The sequence below is a fragment of the Enterobacter cloacae complex sp. ECNIH7 genome, assembly GCF_002208095.1.
Classification (GTDB): domain Bacteria; phylum Pseudomonadota; class Gammaproteobacteria; order Enterobacterales; family Enterobacteriaceae; genus Enterobacter; species Enterobacter cloacae_M.
Window position 1 is genome coordinate 4,065,205 of sequence record NZ_CP017990.1, and the last position, 20,132, is coordinate 4,085,336.

20 protein-coding genes are annotated in these 20,132 nt (G+C 55.9%); 10 read left to right on the forward strand and 10 right to left on the reverse strand.

Translation table 11 applies throughout. The annotated features are described in order from the left end of the window. The first annotated feature begins 53 nt into the window (after positions 1-53). Positions 54-980 (forward strand): LysR family transcriptional regulator, encoded by a 927-nt coding sequence (locus WM95_RS20060; protein ID WP_045355591.1) that lies wholly within the window; start codon positions 54-56, stop codon positions 978-980. Here WM95_RS20060 and WM95_RS20065 read toward each other — a convergent pair. The 7 genes from WM95_RS20065 to WM95_RS20095 all read right to left on the reverse strand — a co-directional run bounded on the left by WM95_RS20065 (position 975) and on the right by WM95_RS20095 (position 8,852). Continuing rightward, entirely contained in the window at positions 975-1,667 is a 693-nt protein-coding gene (locus tag WM95_RS20065) for an aspartate/glutamate racemase (RefSeq protein ID WP_063408197.1), read from the reverse strand. The genes WM95_RS20060 and WM95_RS20065 overlap by 6 nt on opposite strands. Positions 1,668-1,754: 87 nt before the next feature. After that, positions 1,755-2,879, reverse strand: coding sequence for an LPS O-antigen length regulator Wzz(fepE) (gene wzz(fepE), locus WM95_RS20070; protein WP_063408198.1), 1,125 nt, complete (start codon positions 2,877-2,879; stop codon positions 1,755-1,757). Between the two features lie 203 nt (positions 2,880-3,082). Next, positions 3,083-4,504 carry an arabinose-proton symporter AraE gene (gene araE / locus WM95_RS20075; protein ID WP_023309060.1) on the reverse strand — a complete coding sequence of 474 codons (1,422 nt, stop codon included), beginning with the start codon at positions 4,502-4,504 and terminating at the stop codon, positions 3,083-3,085. A gap of 312 nt (positions 4,505-4,816) precedes the next feature. Next, positions 4,817-5,578 carry a 2-dehydro-3-deoxy-D-gluconate 5-dehydrogenase KduD gene (gene kduD, locus WM95_RS20080; RefSeq protein WP_023309061.1) on the reverse strand — a complete coding sequence of 254 codons (762 nt, stop codon included), beginning with the start codon at positions 5,576-5,578 and terminating at the stop codon, positions 4,817-4,819. A gap of 63 nt (positions 5,579-5,641) precedes the next feature. Next, positions 5,642-6,478, reverse strand: a complete 837-nt coding sequence (gene kduI, locus WM95_RS20085; protein WP_063408199.1) for a 5-dehydro-4-deoxy-D-glucuronate isomerase — start codon at positions 6,476-6,478, stop codon at positions 5,642-5,644. A 235-nt stretch (positions 6,479-6,713) separates the two neighbouring features. Then, the gene (locus WM95_RS20090; protein WP_063408200.1) at positions 6,714-7,892 is read right to left on the reverse strand and encodes an acetyl-CoA C-acetyltransferase; all 1,179 of its coding nucleotides are present in this window, start codon (positions 7,890-7,892) and stop codon (positions 6,714-6,716) included. Positions 7,893-7,985: 93 nt separating this feature from the next. Further along, entirely contained in the window at positions 7,986-8,852 is an 867-nt protein-coding gene (locus tag WM95_RS20095) for a LysR family transcriptional regulator (RefSeq protein WP_063408201.1), read from the reverse strand. A 105-nt stretch (positions 8,853-8,957) separates the two neighbouring features. On the opposite strand from WM95_RS20095, the gene WM95_RS20100 reads away from it, so the two are divergent. Continuing rightward, positions 8,958-9,419, forward strand: coding sequence for a multidrug/biocide efflux PACE transporter (locus tag WM95_RS20100; RefSeq protein WP_023309065.1), 462 nt, complete (start codon positions 8,958-8,960; stop codon positions 9,417-9,419). A 119-nt stretch (positions 9,420-9,538) separates the two neighbouring features. Beyond that, positions 9,539-10,768: an amino acid permease gene (locus WM95_RS20105; RefSeq protein ID WP_047173544.1), complete on the forward strand. Its 1,230-nt coding sequence runs from the start codon at positions 9,539-9,541 to the stop codon at positions 10,766-10,768. 37 nt (positions 10,769-10,805) lie between these two features. Here the strand turns inward: WM95_RS20105 and WM95_RS20110 are convergent, their stop codons facing one another. Beyond that, positions 10,806-11,276 (reverse strand): Lrp/AsnC family transcriptional regulator, encoded by a 471-nt coding sequence (locus WM95_RS20110; protein ID WP_063408202.1) that lies wholly within the window; start codon positions 11,274-11,276, stop codon positions 10,806-10,808. Positions 11,277-11,391: 115 nt separating this feature from the next. On the opposite strand from WM95_RS20110, the gene WM95_RS20115 reads away from it, so the two are divergent. Continuing rightward, positions 11,392-12,003, forward strand: a complete 612-nt coding sequence (locus tag WM95_RS20115; RefSeq protein WP_063408203.1) for a LysE family translocator — start codon at positions 11,392-11,394, stop codon at positions 12,001-12,003. Between the two features lie 27 nt (positions 12,004-12,030). Here WM95_RS20115 and WM95_RS20120 read toward each other — a convergent pair whose 3' ends face one another. Together WM95_RS20120 and yjdI are read right to left on the reverse strand one after the other, a co-directional pair. Then, on the reverse strand, positions 12,031-12,303 hold the full coding sequence (locus WM95_RS20120; protein WP_008499687.1) for a GNAT family N-acetyltransferase: 273 nt from the start codon (positions 12,301-12,303) through the stop codon (positions 12,031-12,033). Between the two features lie 10 nt (positions 12,304-12,313). Beyond that, positions 12,314-12,544 carry a 4Fe-4S mono-cluster protein YjdI gene (gene yjdI, locus WM95_RS20125; protein WP_008499689.1) on the reverse strand — a complete coding sequence of 77 codons (231 nt, stop codon included), beginning with the start codon at positions 12,542-12,544 and terminating at the stop codon, positions 12,314-12,316. 301 nt (positions 12,545-12,845) lie between these two features. Here yjdI and WM95_RS20130 point away from each other — a divergent pair, with 301 nt between their 5' ends. The 6 genes from WM95_RS20130 (at position 12,846) to WM95_RS27915 (ending at position 19,827) form a co-directional block, all read left to right on the forward strand. Beyond that, positions 12,846-14,486, forward strand: a complete 1,641-nt coding sequence (locus WM95_RS20130) for an ATP-binding protein (RefSeq protein ID WP_063408204.1) — start codon at positions 12,846-12,848, stop codon at positions 14,484-14,486. Next, positions 14,470-15,165: a response regulator gene (locus WM95_RS20135; RefSeq protein ID WP_063408205.1), complete on the forward strand. Its 696-nt coding sequence runs from the start codon at positions 14,470-14,472 to the stop codon at positions 15,163-15,165. The genes WM95_RS20130 and WM95_RS20135 overlap by 17 nt, the downstream gene beginning before the upstream one ends. 168 nt (positions 15,166-15,333) lie before the next feature. Continuing rightward, complete coding sequence (locus WM95_RS20140) at positions 15,334-16,422, forward strand: ABC transporter substrate-binding protein (protein ID WP_045355601.1); 1,089 nt, start codon at positions 15,334-15,336, stop codon at positions 16,420-16,422. Positions 16,423-16,502: 80 nt separating this feature from the next. Continuing rightward, positions 16,503-18,272: an ABC transporter permease gene (locus WM95_RS20145; RefSeq protein ID WP_023309073.1), complete on the forward strand. Its 1,770-nt coding sequence runs from the start codon at positions 16,503-16,505 to the stop codon at positions 18,270-18,272. After that, a complete protein-coding gene (locus WM95_RS20150) occupies positions 18,265-19,335 on the forward strand; it encodes an ABC transporter ATP-binding protein (RefSeq protein WP_023309074.1) in 1,071 nt (356 codons plus the stop codon). The genes WM95_RS20145 and WM95_RS20150 overlap by 8 nt, the downstream gene beginning before the upstream one ends. A gap of 132 nt (positions 19,336-19,467) precedes the next feature. Further along, positions 19,468-19,827 carry a hypothetical protein gene (locus WM95_RS27915; protein ID WP_063408206.1) on the forward strand — a complete coding sequence of 120 codons (360 nt, stop codon included), beginning with the start codon at positions 19,468-19,470 and terminating at the stop codon, positions 19,825-19,827. Positions 19,828-20,132 lie beyond the last annotated feature (305 nt).

The following is a 20,132-nucleotide window of genomic DNA, read 5'->3' on the forward strand; positions in this document are numbered from 1 at the left end:
ATCGCGAGTCTATGCAAAAATGATATGGACAGTAATCTGCTTTCAGGTGCCCTATGCCCGCCGTCAATTTACGCCACATCGAGATTTTTCACGCCGTGATGACTACCGGCAATCTCACCGAAGCCGCACAGATGCTGCATACCTCGCAGCCGACGGTGAGCCGCGAGCTGGCCCGCTTCGAGAAAGTGCTGGGGCTGAAGCTGTTCGAGCGTACCCGGGGCAGGCTTCACCCGACGGTGCAGGGGTTGCGCCTGTTCGAGGAAGTCCAGCGCTCCTGGTACGGACTGGACAGAATAGTGAGTGCTGCGGAAAGCCTGCGCGAGTTTCGCCAGGGCGAGCTGTCGATCGTCTGCCTGCCCGTCTTTTCGCAATCCTTTTTGCCGATGCTGCTGCAGCCCTTTCTGGCCCGGTACCCGGAGGTCAGCCTCACCATCGTGCCTCAGGAATCCCCCCTGCTTGAAGAGTGGCTTTCTGCCCAGCGTCATGATTTAGGCTTAACCGAAACTCTCTCCACGCCGGCGGGAACGGCGCGCACGGAGTTGATCTCGTTAGATGAAGTATGCGTTCTGCCCGCAGGGCATCGGCTTGCCGGTAAGGCGGTGCTCACACCGGAGGATTTCCACGGGGAAAACTACATTAGCCTTTCGCAGACAGACAGCTACAGACAGCTGCTGGATACGCTGTTTGCCGAGCATCAGGTCAAACGGCGAATGGTGGTGGAAACGCACAGCGCGGCTTCGATTTGCGCGATGGTGCGTGCAGGCGTCGGCGTCGCGGTGGTGAATCCGCTCACGGCGCTGGACTATGCCGGAAGCGGGATCGTCATCCGCCGCTTTAGCGTCTCCGTCCCGTTCACCGTGAGCCTGATCCGCCCGCTGCACCGTCCGGCTTCCGCGCTGGTGGACGCTTTCACCGAACACTTAACGGAGCACGCGCGCCAGGTGGCGCTTCGCTTACCTGACCTGCAAAACCCGTTATGACAGCATAAACGCCACGGCATCCGCGGCATGGATGGCGGTGGTATCGAATACCGGGACGGGGCTTCGCTCGACGGGCACCAGCAGGCCAATCTCGGTGCAGCCGAAGATCGCGCCTTCAGCCCCCTGCTGCGCGAGTTTATCGATGACGCTGACGTAATACGCGCGGGAAGATTCGGTGAAGGTACCGAGGCAGAGCTCGTCAAAGATAATCTGATTGATGTGCGCCCGATCTTCTTCATCCGGGATCAGGCTCTCGATCCCAAATTCACTGTTCAAACGTCCACGATAAAAATCCTGTTCCATGGTGTAGCGTGTCCCCAAAAGCGCTACGCGGCGCATCCCGGATGCCGCAATCGCACGCCCGGTTGCGTCCGCGATATGCAGAAACGGCAGCGAACAGCGCTCCTCAATATGCGACGCCACTTTGTGCATGGTATTTGTACAAAGCACGATACCCTCGGCGCCGGCGCGCTCCAGCCCCAGCGCCGCCTGGGCCAGGATCTCCCCGGCTTTATCCCACTCCCCGCTCGACTGGCAGGCTTCGATTTCATGGAAATCAACGCTGTGCAGCAGCAGGCTTGCGGAGTGCAGACCGCCCAGACGCTGCTTTACCCCTTCATTAATCAGGCGGTAATAAGGGATTGTCGATTCCCAGCTCATTCCACCTAACAGGCCGATCGTTTTCATCATCCCTCCTTATCTGTGTTTCATTTTTAACACAACCGATGTACATAAAAAAAGGCGCTGTATTCAGCGCCTTTTAAACTGCAGAGCTTATTCCGCTACCGGCTCCGGCGGCGAAGTACGGGCGAGCATCGCCTCGCGCAGTAAAACGCTACCGCAGGCAAACAGGCCCCCCAGGAGCGCCGCCAGAACGACAATCAGGGCCTTGCCAGGACCATCCTTTTTCACCGGCATGGAAGGAGAGAGCTGGTACCGGAATGGCTCAAGTTTAACATCGGCAAAGGAGAGCTTTTTCAGCTGTGCGAGGTGGTATTCCCGGTTCTGGAAATCCGCATTCAGCTCGGTCACGTCCTTCAGATTTTTTTCGATCTGCAGCTTTTGCGCGATACCGTCAGCGCCGAGCGCAACGGAGTAATCCGGGTCATCTTTTACGGCCTGCCCGTTGCTATAAACTGGTTTCTTAATGCCTGCGGCATTCGCCACTTCCAGCGAATAATTCAGTCGCTGCAGGTTGGTATTGTGAATATTGGTCAGACGGACACGATCCAGTTCCAGCTGCTGCTCAACGACATTCTTTTTCAGGGCGATCTGGTTGCGGATATTCTGCACCGTCTCTTTTTCAACAATAGCCGCGATATAATCGATGTATCCATTCAGTACGGCTTGCGCATCGTCAGCTGTCGGCGCAGTGAAACTCAATGTCCAGGAGACAAAAGGCGCTTTATCCGCGTCTTTTCCCTGAGCGTCATTCACCGCTTTCATTCTGTCTGAAATGTTAACTATCGCCCGATGCAGCTCAAGCGGATCCACCTCGGCATCTTTAAGTTGTGACATCACGTAAGGAGAGGATTTCAGGTACTCTTCGAGCAATGACTGCGACTGAAACTTTTTAATAAACATGTCAAAGACTTCCGGACGGGAAATTTTCGCGTCCACGTCAAGTACCTGCAACGCTACCATCATCTGGCGCAGCGGGTTCCACTGCGACGATTCTGCCTGAGTGATCACTGCTTTACTGGTCCACTTCTGCGGCAGTAAAAATGAAATGGCCAGCCCCGCCAGTGCAAAAGCAAGGATAATGGTGACAATGCGTTTTTTGGCCGCCAAAAGGACCGCTAATAAACCGAAAAGATCAATTTCTTTAGCGTGTATTGCCGGGGAGGTATAACGGGGAAAATCAAGATCGGTGCTTTTTTTGATATCCATCTCAGACATAGACATTCTTCTTTTTAGGATGCGTTTCATGTTGCGCAAATAATAGCGGTGTTCCGATGATACATTATCCTAAGAATTATCCTAAGTTCAAATCCCTCTATTCATCCTTCCCTGCCAGAGTTGGTAGTGAATTTCATTACGTTATTATTGTAATGACTAACCATTTTACCAACTCTGACTTGTGTTGAACGCTTAAACAGTCATTACGATCGCACGCCGATATTCCGCAGCTTCTCGCCAGCCATCAGCTTGCGCTCGATATGTTCCAGCGTCACGCCTTTGGTTTCCGGGATCAGCCAGAACGTGACGCCAATAAACGCCACGTTCAGCACCGTATAGAGCCAGAACGTTCCCGCTGCGCCAATCGCGTCCAGCAGCGTCAGGAAGGTCGCGCCGATGATCATGTTTGATACCCAGTTGGTGGTCGTGGAGCAGGTGATGCCAAAATCACGGCATTTGAGCGGCTGAATTTCGGAGCACAGGATCCACACCACCGGCGCGGCGCTCATCGCGTAACCTGCGATACACATCATGGTCATCCCGACAGAAAGCCAGGAAAGCCCGCTTGAGGCCGTGCCGTTATCAAACTGCATCAGGCAGTAGCCGAGGATCAGCGTGCCGAGCGCCATCACGCTGAAGCCAATCTTCAGCGCCGGTTTGCGGCCCGCCTTGTCCACGGTGAACACGGCAATAAAGGTGGCGAACATGAAGGTCAGCCCGACCACCAGGGTCGCGATCATCTGCTGTTCCGTAGTGGTAAACCCGGCCATTTTGAAAATGCGCGGCGCGTAGTACATGATGATGTTCATCCCGGTGAACTGCTGCATCGCCTGCAGCAACATGCCGAGGAAGACCGCGCGGCGCACGTTGCGGTTGATCTTAAATAGCGCCCAGCCGCCCTGCTTTAACTTCAGGCTTTCGCGGATATCGTTCAGCTCTTCGCGCGCTTTTTCCGAGGTATCGCGCAGCATGCGCAGGACCTCTTCCGCCTCCACGTGACGCCCTTTTTGCGCCAGCCAGCGCGGGCTGTTTGGCAGGAAAATCACCAGGACGATCAGCACCAGCGCCGGTAAGGCCAGCACGCCCAGCATCGCGCGCCAGTTGCCGCTGTAGCTGAAGTAGGTATCAGACAGGAACGCCAGCACAATACCCAGCGTGACCATCAGCTGATACATGCTGATCATCTTGCCGCGCACGTTTTCACTCGCCATTTCGGAGAGATAAAGCGGCGCCGTGTAGGACGCAATCCCCACAGCCACGCCCAGCAGCACGCGGGAGAGCAGGAGGATTTCAACGTTAGCGGCAAACGCCGAGCCAATGGAGCCGGCAACGAACAGAATTGCCCCGACCATCAGGCTATATTTGCGCCCCAGACGGAACGACAGCCAGCCGTTGAACAGCGCACCGATGGCCGCGCCGAGCATCATGCTGCTCACCACCCACTCCTGCAGGCGACTGCTGAGAGTAAAGTGATCGGTAATAAACGGTAATGCGCCGGCAATGACGCCGATATCCAGTCCAAATAACAAGCCCGCCACGGCGGCGGCAATGGAGACAAACTGGTTCATGCGGCGAGTATCGCGCAGCGCAGCGGGCATTAGGGTAGAGTCATTTATCGATGTCATATTTTTCCTGCCTCAACAGCAAAATTCGTTAACTGAAATTACGAGAAAGCGAGGAAAAGCGTCAGGCCGGAAATCGCGAAGTTATGGATTATTCCGCTACGGCATACGGTTCTGTGATGGACATTACAATTTCAACTCGTGGCGAATAATCACGTATTTTTACTAATCAGTTAATATTTAAGCAATAAAAGTGTGATTGCCGTCATTAGTGATTTTTTAGTATGGATTTTTCATCTTTATCGATATGGACTAAGCCAATTATTGCGCAAAAAAACCTCCGCCCACGGGCAGAGGTTCTTAATAGGGGTGGAATTAACGCGCCAGCCAGCCGCCGTCTACAGCCACGGTGTAGCCGTTGATGTAATCCGATGCGGAGGAGGCCAGGAAGACAATCGGCCCCATCAGATCGCTCGGCAGACCCCAGCGTCCGGCCGGAATACGGTCGAGGATTTCCGCGCTACGCTGCTCGTCCGCACGCAGCTGCTGCGTGTTGTTCGTCGCCATATAGCCCGGCGCAATCGCATTCACGTTGATGTTATGTTTCGCCCATTCGTTTGCCAGCAGGCGGGTCACGCCCATTACGGCGCTTTTGGACGCGGTGTACGACGGCACGCGGATGCCGCCCTGGAACGAGAGCATAGAGGCAATATTGATGATTTTGCCGCCTTTCCCCTGCGCGATAAAGTGCTTCGCCGCCGCCTGGGACATGAAAAATACGCTCTTGATGTTCAAATCCATCACGTCGTCCCAGTCGCGTTCGCTGAAGTTGATCGCATCTTCACGGCGAATCAGCCCGGCGTTGTTGACCAGAATGTCGATATGACCGAATTCAGCCACCGCGCGGTCCAGCAGTTCAGGAATGGTATCGATTTTACGCAGGTCGGCGGTCAGGCTCAGGAAACGGCGCCCAAGAGCCGTCACGCGCTCGATGGTTTCCGTAGGCTCAACGATATTAATCCCGACGATATCGCAGCCCGCTTCCGCCAGGCCTAGCGCCATGCCCTGACCCAGCCCGGTGTCACACCCGGAAACCACCGCCACTTTCCCCTGCAGAGAGAATGCATCCAGAATCATGTTTATTCCTTACTCTTTCAGAGCCTGTCACTCACAGGCAGGTTTATGCTTCACCGCCCGCGACTAGCGCAGATCGCCGACCGCAACGTGGTCCATATCATCAAAGACCTGGTTTTCACCCACCATTCCCCAGATAAAGGTGTAGGCTTTCGTCCCTACGCCGGAGTGAATAGACCAGCTCGGTGAAATCACCGCCTGCTCGTTGAGCATGACGATATGGCGCGTTTCCTGCGGCTGCCCCATCATGTGGAACACGCAGGCGTCCTCATCCATATTGAAGTAGAAGTAAACCTCCATGCGGCGCTCGTGGGTATGGCACGGCATGGTGTTCCACAGGTTGCCCGGCGCAAGCTCGGTCAACCCCATGCTGAGCTGGCAGGTCTCCAGCACGTCCGGCACGAAGTATTTATTGATGGTGCGGCGGTTGCTGGTGAGGTTGTCGCCCAGCGTCACAGGCGCGACGTCTGCCGTGGTCACTTTCCTGGTTGGGCAGGTGGCGTGAGCCGGCGCGCAGTTGTAGTAAAACTTCGCAGGCTTGCTGCCGTCGATGCTGGCAAAGACCACGTCTTTCGCCCCTTTGCCCACGTACAGCGCCTCGCGATGGCCGATCTCATAGCAGTGTCCGTCTACGGTGATGGTGCCCGGCCCGCCGATGTTAATCACGCCGAGTTCGCGACGCTCAAGGAAGTAGCTCACGCCCAGCTGTTTACCGACTTCACCGCCCACGGAGACGCTTTTCGTGACGGGCATAACCCCGCCCACAATAATGCGGTCGATATGGCTGTAAACCATGGTGTACCTGTCGGCCTCGAATACCTGCTCGACTAAAAATGCATTGCGCAGCCCCTGAGTATCCAGCGTTTTGGCGTGCGCACTGTGGATGCTTTCTCTGACGTCCACGGTAACCTCCAGATGTGGTCATGCCCGAAGGCGGAAATAAACGAAACAGCGTTCCGTTTTTCATAATGAGCACATACTATCGGCATAAAGTGGGCTTTTCAATTATATTTAAAACAACGTTTCATTTTTATTTTTGTTTATAGCGGAAATGATGTTCGGATCACAATTCAACCGCCGGGAGAAAAAGGACGCGAAAAAAAACCTCCCGGAGGAGGTCATTTTGTTTGAGAAGAGGTTAGCGTTCGATGGCCAGCGCCACCCCTTGCCCGCCGCCTATACAGAGTGTGGCAATCCCTTTGCGGGCATTGCGCTTCTTCATTTCGTGGACCAGCGAAACCAGGATCCGGCAGCCGGACGCACCGATAGGATGACCCAGCGCGATTGCGCCGCCGTTAACGTTGACCCGCAGAGGATCCCACTCCAGCATTTTTCCGACGGAGATCGCCTGCGCGGCATAGGCTTCGTTCACTTCGATCAGATCCACATCCGAAAGCTGCCAGCCCGCGCGCTCCAGGCAGCGGCGGGTAGCGTAGACCGGTGCGATCCCCATTAGCGCAGGATCAACCCCCACGCTGGCGAATGCTTTAATGCGGGCCAAGACCGGAAGATCGAGTTCAAGGGCTTTGCTTTCGCTCATCATCATCACGGCGGCTGCACCGTCGTTAATGGAAGAGGCATTTCCCGCCGTCACCGAGCCCTGCATTTCAAACGCGGGGTTCAGCCTCGCCAGGCCTTCTGCGCTGGCGTCGGTGCGCGGCTGTTCATCGGTATCCACGAGGATACGCTCGCCGCTCTGACGCTGCGTGCTGACCGGGACAATTTCGTCGCGAAAGCGACCGGAATCAATCGCCGCACGCGCTTTTTGCTGCGAGCTTAGCGCATAGGCATCCTGCACCTCACGGCTGATGCCGTACTCGCGCGCCAGGTTTTCCGCCGTCACGCCCATATGATAGTCATTGAACGCATCCCACAGCCCGTCATGCACCAGGCTGTCGAGCAGCTGGCTGTTGCCCAGCTGTGCGCCGGTACGGCTGTCGGTCAACACGTGCGGCGCGCGGCTCATGTTCTCCTGCCCGCCCGCGATGATCACGTCCGCCTCACCACACTGAATGGCCTGCGTCGCGAGATGCAGCGCTTTTAATCCTGAACCACAGACGTCGTTGATAGTGATGGCCGAAACGGTATTGGGCAGCCCGCCCTTCAGCGCCGCCTGACGCGCAGGGTTTTGCCCGGCACCGGCCGTGAGGACCTGGCCCAGAATCACCTCATCAACTTCATGTGTTGCGATCCCGCTACGTTCCACCAGCGCTTTTACCACCACGCTACCCAGCTCAACCGCCGAGTGACGCGCGAGCGATCCCTGAAAACAGCCGATAGCTGTACGCAACGCACCCACTATAACGACATCTTTCATCACGACCTCTGTGTTAAATGACATGACGATAGTAGAGGATTGTTACTGGCAATTATCTTAATTGTTTAAAAATAGTGAGTTTAATCACAAGGATCAGCGCGCATCCTGCAGATACTGCCGCAGCCAGCTTCCGGCAACGCCGGGAGGGGATCGTTTATTCCACAGCAGATCGATGCCGATCGCCCGCGGCCAGCCGGGAACATTGAGCTGTACCAGGGATTTCGCGGCGGCAAATTCATCCACCAGCGCACACGGCAGCACGCACCAGCCAAATCCCTGTACCGCCATACTCAAGAGTAACAGGTAATTCGGCGCTGACCAGACGGGCCCGCGCGCGATCTCAGCCTCGCGCTCAAGATAGGTGCTGAGCCGCAGCTCCCGCCAGCCGTGCAGCTCGTCATGCTGAACGTCATGTTGTCCGGCCAGCGGATGCGTGGTCGCGACGTAGATTGCCATGCGGGTCTGCATCGGCAACCGGGTGACACCAATATCCGTAGGGTAACCGTCGCGCGCTTCCGTCAGGCCAACCTGCGCGCGCTCCTTTTGCAGCAGATCGATCACGTCCTCTTCCTCGCCAATCAGACATTCGAATTCCGTATGGGGAAAACGCGCGTCAAACTGTTTCATCATCTCTTCCAGCACGTCCGGGTTAAGGGTATCGGAAAGGACAAACGTCAGACGCGCCTCCGTTTGCGCCGTTAGCGACACCGCCAGCTCGTCCAGCCGCGTGCTGGCGGCCAGGATAGCCTGCACGTAGCCCAGCACCTGTTCTCCCTGGACCGTTAACACCGGCTGACGCGCCGAGCGGTCAAACAGCTCGAAACCGAGATCGGCTTCAAGATTGGCAATCGACGTGCTGATCGTCGACTGGCTTTTACGCAGCCGGCGTGCAGCAGCAGAAAAAGAGCCCGCCGCAACGGTCTCGACAAACGCGGTAAGGGCTTCGGGTGAATAGCGCATAACCTATCTACTTTAGCGATGGATACTATCTTTAATATATCAGCTATAGCGATAAAAATAGGCTGCATCAACGCCCATACCGGCGAATTAATGAGGTCTATGACTATGCAACATCAGGATGCACTCCAACGTAAACTGCCGGAGCGGATCTTTCATGCTGTCTGTTTCGAAGGGATTGCTACGGCGATCCTCGCCCCTACGGCGGCGTGGCTAATGCAGCGTTCCGTGGTGGAGATGGGGGGATTGACCATTATTCTGGCCACCACCGCCATGCTGTGGAACATTATTTATAACTTTGGCTTCGACCGTTTCTGGCCCGTTCAGCGCGTCAAACGTACCGCAAAAGTCCGTGCGCTGCATGCGCTGGGGTTCGAATGCGGGTTTATTGTGATTGGCGTGTCGATTGTCGCCGCCGTGCTGGGCGTTACCCTGCTTCAGGCATTCACGCTGGAAATAGGTTTCTTCCTGTTCTTCCTGCCGTACACCATGTTCTATAACTGGGCGTACGATAGCCTGCGCGAGAAATTTCTTAAGCGTCGCCAGCAACGGCGCGCCCTGGCAGGCTAAACCGCCTCTGGCCGGACGCCCGTTCCGGCCAAACTCCGTCGAAGCAACTGCGCTCTTCAGGCATAACTATGGTAAATTGCACGCCATTCCGATGGTTTGATAGTTGATACGTTGCTCTAATGTCGAAAATTTGGTCAAAAGATGAGACTCTCTGGAGTTTCGCTCTCTATGGCACGGCCGTGGGCGCAGGAACGCTGTTCTTGCCCATTCAGCTGGGCTCCGCAGGCGCAATCGTCCTGTTTATTACCGCCCTCGTGGCCTACCCCTTAACCTACTGGCCGCACAAAGCGCTGGCGCAATTTATCCTGTCGTCGAAAACGAAAGGCAACGAAGGGATCACCGGCGCCGTCTCGCACTACTACGGCAGGAAGATTGGCAACCTGATCACCACGCTCTATTTCATCGCCTTCTTTGTGGTGGTGCAGATTTATGCGGTGGCCATCACCAACTCGCTCACGGAGCAGCTGGCGAAACACCTGACGGTGGATACCGCCGTTCGCGTGCTGGTCAGCCTGGGCGTGGTGCTGGTCCTAAATCTGATCTTCCTGATGGGACGGCATATCACGATAAAAGTGATGGGCTTCCTGGTGTTTCCGCTGATTGCCTATTTCCTGTTTGTCTCGCTCTACCTGATCGGCAGCTGGCAACCCTCGCTGCTGACCAGCCAGATGGCCGTCGATCGCCATACGCTGCACCAGGTGTGGATTTCGATTCCGGTGATGGTATTTGCTTTCAGCCATACCCCGATTATCTCAACGTTTGCCGTTGACCGTCGTGAGAAGTTTGCTGACGGCGCTATGGATAAATGCAAGAAAATTATGAAGGTGGCTTACCTGATCATCTGCCTGAGCGTGCTGTTTTTTGTCTTCAGCTGCCTGCTCTCAATTCCGCCGTCGTACATTGTGGCCGCCAAAGAGCAAGGGGTAACGATCCTGTCCGCGCTGTCGATGATGCCTTCTTCTCCGGCGTGGCTGGGCATTTCCGGGATTATCGTGGCGATTATTGCGATGTCGAAATCGTTTCTCGGCACCTATTTTGGGGTGATTGAAGGGGCGACGGAGATCGTGAAGTCGTCGCTGAACCAGGTGGGGGTGAAAAAGAGCCGCGCCTTCAACCGCGCGATTTCCATTATGGGGGTGTCGTTAATCACCTTTGCCGTCTGCTGCATTAACCCGAACGCCATTTCGATGATTTACGCCATCAGCGGCCCGCTTATCGCCATGATCCTGTTTATCATGCCGACGCTGTCGACGTATCTGATCCCCTCCCTGAAACAGTACCGCTCGATTGGCAACCTGCTGACGCTGATCGTCGGCGTGCTGTGCGTATCGGTGATGTTTGTCGGCTAAACGCCCTGCATGCCCGGCGTTCTGCCGGGCATGCCTCTCAGTCTCGCCCAGCTGATTCCAGCGGAAAAGGCCTGTCCTGCACCACCGTTTTCATGACAAGCGTAGAGCGAAGATGCTGCACGCCGGGCATGGCGGAGAGCTTCTCGTCGTAGAGCTTCTGGAAAGCGGGCAGGTCGCGGGTCACGACGTGCATCAGATAATCTGGATCGCCAAACAGGCGCTGTGCCAGCACGATCTGCGGAATTTCCTCCACCGCCGCTTCAAACGCGCTAACCGCCTTACGGTCACCCTCTTTCAGCGTCGCAAACACTATTGCCAGGAAGTTGAATCCCATTTTGGCGGGGTCGAGGCTGGCACGGTATCCCGTTATCGCCCCGCTCTGCTCCAGCGCCCGCACGCGACGATGGCACGGCGAGAGGCTCAGATTCACTCTTTCCGCCAGCTCGGTAAGGGATAAGCGGCCATCAGACTGTAGCTCAGCAAGAATTTTCCGATCGATGCTATCCATGTGGAAGATTTTCTCAATTTCACGGTGTTATGAGCATAACATTGAAAGCCTATTTCGCAGGGTTAGCGATATTCTTTTTCTCAACCTTTGACGCACTGCGGGAGTCTTCAGGACGATGGAAATGAGTATTGTGGCCGGCTTTTGGGTGGTTTCTTTTCTGCTTATCATGACGCCAGGCGCCGACTGGGCCTACGCCATTAGCGCCGGGATTAACGGGCGACGCGTGGTACCGGCGGTGATGGGGCTAATGTCCGGGCATCTGATAGCCACGCTGATTGTGGTGGCTGGCGTGGGCGTAGTGATTGCTCAACACCCGATGGCGTTAAACGGGCTGACCGTCGCGGGGGCCGCGTATCTCCTGTGGCTTGGCATCGGACTGTTGCGTCACCCTGCCGCACCGGAAAAGGCCACCCATCATGCGGGAAACTGGAGGCAGTGGGCAGTGAAAGGGCTCTGCATTAGCGGTCTTAACCCGAAAGTTTTTTTACTTTTCCTGGCGCTGCTTCCGCAGTTCACCGACCCGACCGGAAGCTGGTCGATAGCGATGCAGATGTCCGCGCTCGGCGTGATGCACCTTATCACCTGTACGCTGGTCTATCTGCTGGTGGGGTATGGTTCGAAAGCGGTACTGGCGACCCGGCCACAGGCGGCGCGTCTGGTAAGCATGGCGTCAGGAGGGATAATGGTGCTGATCGCGATGGTATTGCTGTTTGAGCAGGTAAGATAAAAAAACACCGGCCATCGCCGGTGTTATTTACGCCCGAATATCGTCATATTCCCGCGTTTTATCAAACTCATGCTTCGCGAACGGGCACAGCGGAATAATTTTGCGATTCTCACCGCGCATCTTCTCCACCACTTTCGCTACCAGCTGTTTACCGACGCCCTGCCCTTTCAGGCTCTCATCCACGTCGGTGTGCTCGATAATGCTCAGATGCTCGCCGGTCGGTACGAAGACAATCTCCGCGACCTGATTGCCGTTCGCATCATTCACGTAAAACTTGTTATGGCCTTCCAGAATATCCATGGTTCCTCGCTTATTTTTGGCGATACTTCAGCGCACCGCTCGGGCAGGTATCAATCACGCGTACAACCGTTTCAACGTCCACTTCATCGGGAATGATCCACGGCTTACGTTTCAGATTAAACAGCTTTGCGCTCCCACGCACGCAGTTACCTGAGTGTTTGCAGATCCCGGTATTGAAGTAAACGTCAATTTTCTCGCCGGTATAGGCCCGGTAACCCGCATCCAGTAGTTCTTTATCCATGACATTGCCTCTGTAATTATTATCGTGCTGAATGAAGCATAGCCTTACGGGATCCTAATGGCTATATACCCGTCATACTTCAAGCTGCAGGTGCGTTGGCTGCACTCACTCACCCCAGTCACGTACTTATGTACGCTCCCGGGGATTCGTTCCCTTGCCGCCTTCCCGCAACTCGAATTATTTAGGGTATAACGCCGAAAACGAAAAGCCAGGTCACAACTCTTTTCTCGCCAGATTGCGTCCGCTATTGGCCCATGTCAGGCTCGGCAAATGTCACTTTTACATAACTTCCGCAGGTTGAATGAAACGCAGACTCTCTTTTCAGGTAAAGCTGTTTTTAGCGCTGGTGTGCTTCTCCTGCCTGCTGTTAGTTCTGCTGGGAACAATCCTGTTTCATTTTATTGACCGTCAGCTCCACCACGATCTCGGCCAGCGCGCCCGGGTTCAGGCCAGCCAGATCGCGCTGATGCCGGGTCTGGCGGCAATGGTAGCGGCCAGGGATATTCCGGGAATAGCCCGCTTAATTCAGCCGTTGCGCGCCGAAAGCGATGCCAGCTACATTGTGATTGGCGATACCGAGGAGCAGCACCTCTATCATTCGGAATCCCCGGAGCGGATTAATTTACCGATGATCGGCGGGGATAATGCGGAGGTATTAAAGGGCAAAACCATTATTTCCGTGCGTCAGGGCGGGATTGGCGTGTCACTACGCAGTAAAGCGCCCATCTTCAACGCGCAGCATCAGGTGATTGGTATTGTCTCGGTCGGCTATCTGACGTCGTATATTGCCAATATTAACGCCCGCATTCTCTGGCAGTCCGGGCTATACGGCGCTGCGCTTCTGCTGCTGCTGTTTATTTTCTCCTGGCTGTTTACCCGCAATTTAAAAAAACAGATGTTCCGGCTGGAGCCGAAAGATATCGCTCAGCTGGTTTTGCAGCAGCGCGCCCTATTAGAAGCCATGTACGAAGGCGTATTTGCCGTTAATAGCGAGAAGCAGCTGATTTTAATTAACCGCGCGGCACGCGAAATGCTGGATATTCGGCAAAATGAGAAAGAACTTATCGGTAAACCGCTGGAGGACATTCTGCAGACGGCGCCGGGATTTTTATCCCAGCGCTACGCCTCGGTGAGCAGCGGGAGCCATGACCAGATTGCGGTGCTGAACCAGCGCGAGGTGATCGTCAACCGGGTAGCCATTGAGGTCGAACCGGGCGTTGAAAGCGGTTGGGTATACAGCTTTCGCGACAAAAACGACATTAACACCCTCAGCAGCCAGCTCAGCCAGATCAAACGCTATGCGGATAACCTGCGCATTATGCGCCACGAACAGCTGAACTGGACCGCCACTCTGGTCGGGCTACTGCAGATGAAACACTATGACGAGGCCATCCGTTACATTCAGGTGCAGTCAGAGGGCGCGCAGCGCGTGCTGGACTTTGTCTCAGCCCGTTTTTCCTCTCCCGCGCTGTGTGGGCTGCTGTTAGGAAAATACGTCAGCGCGCGCGAAAAAGGCATCGAGCTGCTGTTTGACCCCGCCTGCCAGCTCATCCGCATGCCTGCCGCGCTAAGTGAAACGGAGCTGATGTCCATTATTGGTAACCTGCTGGATAACGCCGTGGACGCGACACTCAACGCCCCGGTCCACGCGCCGGTAGAACTCTACATTTCTGACCGTAACCAGGAGCTGCTGATCGAGGTGGCCGACCGGGGCTGCGGGGTGGAGGATGCGATGAAGCCGCACATTTTTCGCCAGGGGTTCAGCAGCAAGCCGGACAGCGAAAACGACATTGTGGGCACCGAGCACGGTATTGGCCTGTTCCTGGTGGCAGGATATATCGACAAGGCCGGCGGCAGCATTGAGATTGCCGACAATACGCCGCAGGGCACTATTTTTTCTGTGTTTATTCCGAATGGGCTAAAGCATGACCCGACCACTTGACGTTGTGATAGTTGAAGATGAGCCGCACCTGGCGGAGCTGCATCGCGAGTATATCGAGCAGAATTTCCATCTGCGCGTGGTGGGCATCGCCGCGTCGATTGAGCAGGCGTGCAGGCTGATTCGTCAGCATCAGCCGCGGCTGATCCTGCTGGACAACTATCTCCCGGACGGTAAAGGCGTGGAGCTCATCGATAATCCGCTGCTGAAAAGCTACGAATGCTCGGTGATCTTCATCACCGCCGCCAGCGATATGCAGACCTGCAGCCACGCCATGCGCAGCGGCGCGTTTGACTACCTGATTAAGCCCGTCTTTTTCCAGCGCCTGCACGCCTCGCTGGAGCGGTTTATGCGTTTTATCCACACCGTGCAGCAGGTGAAGGTGGTCGATCAGCATGCGCTGGATCGCCTGTTTAATCTGCCCGCCGCGGAAGCCTCCATTACGCCGTCGACGAAGGGCATTGAACCCCAAACGCTGGAACGGATTAAACGCCTGTTCGCCGAGCATCCCGACGATGCGATGTCGGTTGAAGAGGTGGTGGAAAACGTGGGGATCAGCAAAACCACGGGGCGTCGCTACCTTGAATACTGCGTGGAGAGCGGGTTAATCAGCATCGAAATGCTGTATGGCAATATTGGTCATCCGCGAAGGTTATACCGCAAAGCGCCCGATAAACCGTAATCCAGAACCGTTTACAGGCTAACGTTCGCGGATTTTATGGTGTTAATTGCTGAAACGACGGCGACAATCACACTTCGGAATCATTGCTTGCTTCACCCTCTTGTGGGTGGAGCCCGATACGCTATGTTGACAATTAGTTCCTCAAATGTAACTAAAAGGTTAACTATAATGTCGAACACGTTCCGAATTTCTCTGCTTACCGCTACTGTACTGTTCTCTGCTTCTGCACTGTCTGCACTGCCGCAGGGCTATCCTGCTGAGTATCAAAAAGTGGTTGATGCCGCAACGAAAGAGGGCAAGGTTGTTATTTACTCCACCACCGACATCAAGGCCGCCGGGCCGCTGATCCAGGGCTTCGAAAAAACCTACCCGGGCATTAAAGTCGAATACAACGACATGAACAGCACCGAGCTGTACAACCGTTTCATCAGCGAACAGGCCTCCGGCGGCGTGAGCGGCGACGTGGTCTGGAGCTCCTCTATGGACACCGGCCTGAAGCTCGCCACCGACTACGCCATGGAGTATAAATCGCCGGAGCAAAGCCAGCTGCCGAAATGGGCGGTCTGGAAAGATAAGGCATACGGCACCACCTATGAGCCGGTGGTCTTTATCTACAACAAGCGCCTGATCCCGGCCGGCGACGTGCCGGATTCTCACGCCGCGCTGGCGAAGCTGATTGCCAGCCAGACGGACAAATTCAAGGGCAAAGTCACCACCTACGACATCGAAAAATCGGGTCTGGGCTTTATGCTCTCGGTTCAGGATCACAACGCCGATCCTAATTACTTCAAAACCCTGGCCGACGTCGCCAAAGGGGGCCTGTCGGTGCAGTCCTCTACCGGCACCATGATGGAGCGCGTCTCCTCCGGTGAAAATCTGATCGGCTTCAACATCCTCGGTTCCTACGCGGAAGCGCGTGCGAAGAACGATCCGTCGCTCGGCATCTCCTATCCAAAAGATTACACCCTGGTGCTGTCGCGCGTGTCGTTCATCAGCCAGCAATCGCAAAACAGCAACGCCGCGAAGCTGTGGCTTGACTATGTGCTGTCTGAGCAAGGGCAAAGTATTCTGGCCAGTCAGGCGGATATTCCCTCCATTCGTAACGATATCGAAGGGAAAAATGATATCGACGGCCTGACCAAAATCCTCGGCAACGCGCTAAAGCCAATTCCGGTTGATGAAACGCTGCTGGAATATCTGCAGCCGAAAAAACGCCTGGAGTACATCAAAGAGTGGCGTACCGCCGCCGGTAAATAAGCGTCTGAGCGCGGCGCAGGCCGCCGCGCTCCCTTATCGACTGAGTTCGTTTTTCTGGGCTGCAACACCAGGGATACCCCATGAATACATTACGCAGAAAGTGGCAAAGCCTGCCGCGAGGCATCGTCGTGCTGATAACCGCCCTGGTTATCTACACCCCGCTGTCGTTTATCGTGATACAGAGCTTCCTGTCCGCCCCGTTCTTTTCGCCGTCAAAAGAGTGGAGCTTTGAATCATTTGAGTTTATTTTCACCGACCCTGATTTTTATAAAGCACTGAAAAGCGGCTTTATTCTTGCTTTCGGGCTGGTCTTTATCTCCATTCCGCTGGGCGGCGTGCTGGCGTTTCTGATGGTGCGTACCGACCTGCCCGGCCGCCGGCTGATTGAGCCGCTTATCCTGGTCCCGATTTTCGTTTCACCGATGGTGCTGGGCTTCGGCTACGTGGTGGCCGCCGGTCCGGTGGGCTTTCTCTCCCAGTGGGCTCAGGCGCTGATTGGCTTTGTGCCGTGGAATATCTACGACATGTCGAGCATTGTGGTCATCGCCGGCCTGACGCACGTCCCGCACGCCTATCTGTATATCTCGTCAGCGCTGCGCAGCGTGGGCTCCGATGTGGAAGAAGCCGCGCGCACCGCGGGCGCGTCGCCCTGGCAGGTGATGACCTCCGTCAGCCTGCCGATGGTGCGCCCGTCCATTCTGTACGCCACCGTGCTGCTGTTCTTCCTCGGGCTGGAAGTGTTCGGCCTGATGCTGGTCCTCGGCGACCCGGAAGGCAACATGGTGCTGGCGACCTATCTCTATAAGCTGACGAACAAGATGGGCACCCCATCCTATAACCTGATGGCGGCGGTTGCCGTGGTGCTGATCTGCATCACCATCCCGCTGGTGATGCTCCAGCGTCGCCTGATGCGCACCGCCAACCGCTTCGTCACCATGAAGGGTAAGGCTTCGCAGGCCCGCGCGCTGCCGCTGGGTAAATGGCGCTGGGTGGCTGGCGGAGTGATTGCCTTCTGGCTCACCGTCACCATCGGCGTTCCGCTGCTCGGCGTGGTATTGCGCGCGTTTATCTCCAACTGGGGCGTGGGCGTTTCGCTGTGGGACGAGCTTTCACTGAACACCTTCCGCACCATCTGGGCACAGCCCAACCTGCTGCGCGCCATCGTCAACTCCATGGCGATTGGCGTGATTGGCGGCGCGCTGGCCGTGGTGTGCTACCTGTTTGTTGGCATTGCCATGCACCGCAAGCCGGACAACACCACGCGTTTCCTGGACTACAGCGTGCTGGTGCCGCGCGCCGTGCCTGGCCTGCTGGCGGGTCTGGCGTTCCTGTGGGTGTTCCTGTTCCTGCCGATGTGGCTCGATAACTCGCTGAAATCAGGCTGGCTTTCCGGGTTTGCCTGGACCGACTGGATGCGTGAAAACGTCATCGTCTGGCTGCGTTCGCTGCGCAGCACCATTTTCAGCGTCTGGCTGGCCTATACCGTGGTGTGGATGGCTTACGGGCTGAGGCTGATCTCTTCCACGCTGCTGCAGGTGGGGCCGGAGCTTGAAGAAGCCGCGCGCAGCACCGGGGCGACGCGCGGGCAGATCACCCGCCACGTCACCATTCCGCTCTCCCGCTACGGTCTTATCGGTTCGTGGCTGCTGATGTTCCTGATCTTTGAGCGCGAATACTCAACGGGTGTGTACCTGCTTTCACCCGGCACGGAGACCATCGGCTCGATGCTGGTTTCCCTCTGGGCCGCGGGTGCCATCGATATCGTGGCGGCGCTCTCTTTCATTAACATCCTGCTTGTCGTGGTAGGTCTGGGCATTGCCCTTCGTTTCGGAGTGAAAATACATGATTGAATTAGCGGTTGACGATCTGCACTTAACCTACGGCGACAATCCTGTTTTAAAAGGTGTCTCCATGAACCTGAAGCGCGGCGAAGTGGTCTCTCTGTTAGGCCCCTCCGGCAGCGGTAAAACCACCCTGCTGCGCGCCGTCGCGGGTCTGGAAAAACCGACGCAGGGGTCGATTGTCATTGGCAATAATAAAGTTTACGACGGCACGCCGCGCAGCGAGGTCCCGGCGGAAGAGCGTAACCTGGGGCTGGTATTCCAGTCCTATGCCCTGTGGCCGCACAAGACCGTGTTTGAGAACGTGGCCTATCCGCTCAAGCTGCGCAAAGTCCCGGCCAAAGAGATCCAGCAGCGCGTGCAGGACGTGCTGGACCAGTTGGGTCTGGGCCATCTTGGCAAACGTCACCCGCACCAGCTCTCCGGCGGTCAGCAGCAGCGCGTGGCGATTGGCCGGGCGCTGGTCTACAACCCGCCGGTGATTTTGCTGGACGAACCGCTCTCTAACCTCGACGCCAAGCTGCGCGAAGAGGCCCGCGTGTTCCTGCGCGAGCTGATTATCAAGCTAGGGCTATCGGCGCTGATGGTGACGCACGACCAGAACGAAGCGATGTCGATTTCCGACCGCATCCTGCTGCTCAACAACGGCAAAATTGAGCAACAGGGCACGCCGCAGGAGATGTACGGCTCGCCGAAAACGCTGTTTACCGCCGAGTTTATGGGTAGCAATAACCGCCTGCACGGCAAGGTTACCGAAGTGCGCGAAGGCAAAGCGCGTATCGAAGGCAAAGGCTGGGTGCTGTGGGGCCAGGCCGGTGAAGGGGTGCAGAGCGGTGATGAAGCCACGGCGGTGATCCGCGTCGAGCGCGTGGCGGTAGTCGAGGGACCAGGGGAAAATCAGCTTGAGCTGCCGCTGCTCACCAGCATGTACCTCGGCGACCGCTGGGAGTACCTGTTCCGCACGGTGGGGGATGATTTTGTCATTCGTGCGTATGGGCATGAGGTTCGGGATCCGCAGCACTGCCATCTTTCGCTGCCTGAGAAGCATGTGTGGGTGTTCCCGAAAGGGTGAGTGTGTGAGGAAAAGGCTGCGGGATGCGGCCTTTTTTGCTTTGACAGAGTGAGAGCATGCAATCTACCTCTCAAATGTTACTTTTCCGTTGTCAACAACGTCTGCACTTGCCTGGTTTACAGAGATTGCGAAATGCCATGGGCTGCCGCAGATGGTGGCAGTGGTACGGCCGGTATCGCGCAGGAGTTCCGTGACGGCCATTACGTAATGGCGCCACAGGCTACCACTGCGGTTGGACTCCAGGGAAGCGGCCCCGAGCATGTCGGCGAGAATCCTAAGGAACGAGGCCCTGGTCTGCCAACTATGGGCGGAGTTGAGGGAAAGCAGGTAGGCCCGGGCAGGATTAACCGGGCCTTTACCTCCGGGCAGCATCGGCATGAAATTCTCATTGGGCAGAATGACAGCCAGCGACAGGTTAAGCGCAGGATCATCATCGGGTATCAGGACATTCAGGGCCCGTCCGGGGCGGAAGTCCTCCGGCGCGCTGCATGAAAAATCGAGGTGAATGATTCCGAAAAGCGTACCGCAGAGAGTCTATTTTTCAAAGGTACATTTTAATAATGTATAATCGTAAAATAAAAACTACATAACTGAAATGGGTCAAATCTGATGTGGTTTTAAATTACGCAGTGAAAGAACGAAGCATTTATAAAGTAACTGAATCGTTATGCTGAAGGTATAGCTCTGCGTGTTTTCTAACAAGAACCGCTGGGTTCACCGACCTCTTGATTTGCTGCAGGGGCAAATCCTTTCTTTTCGGGGCCGCTTTAACGGATATCGTCATACTTAGGCTCGTT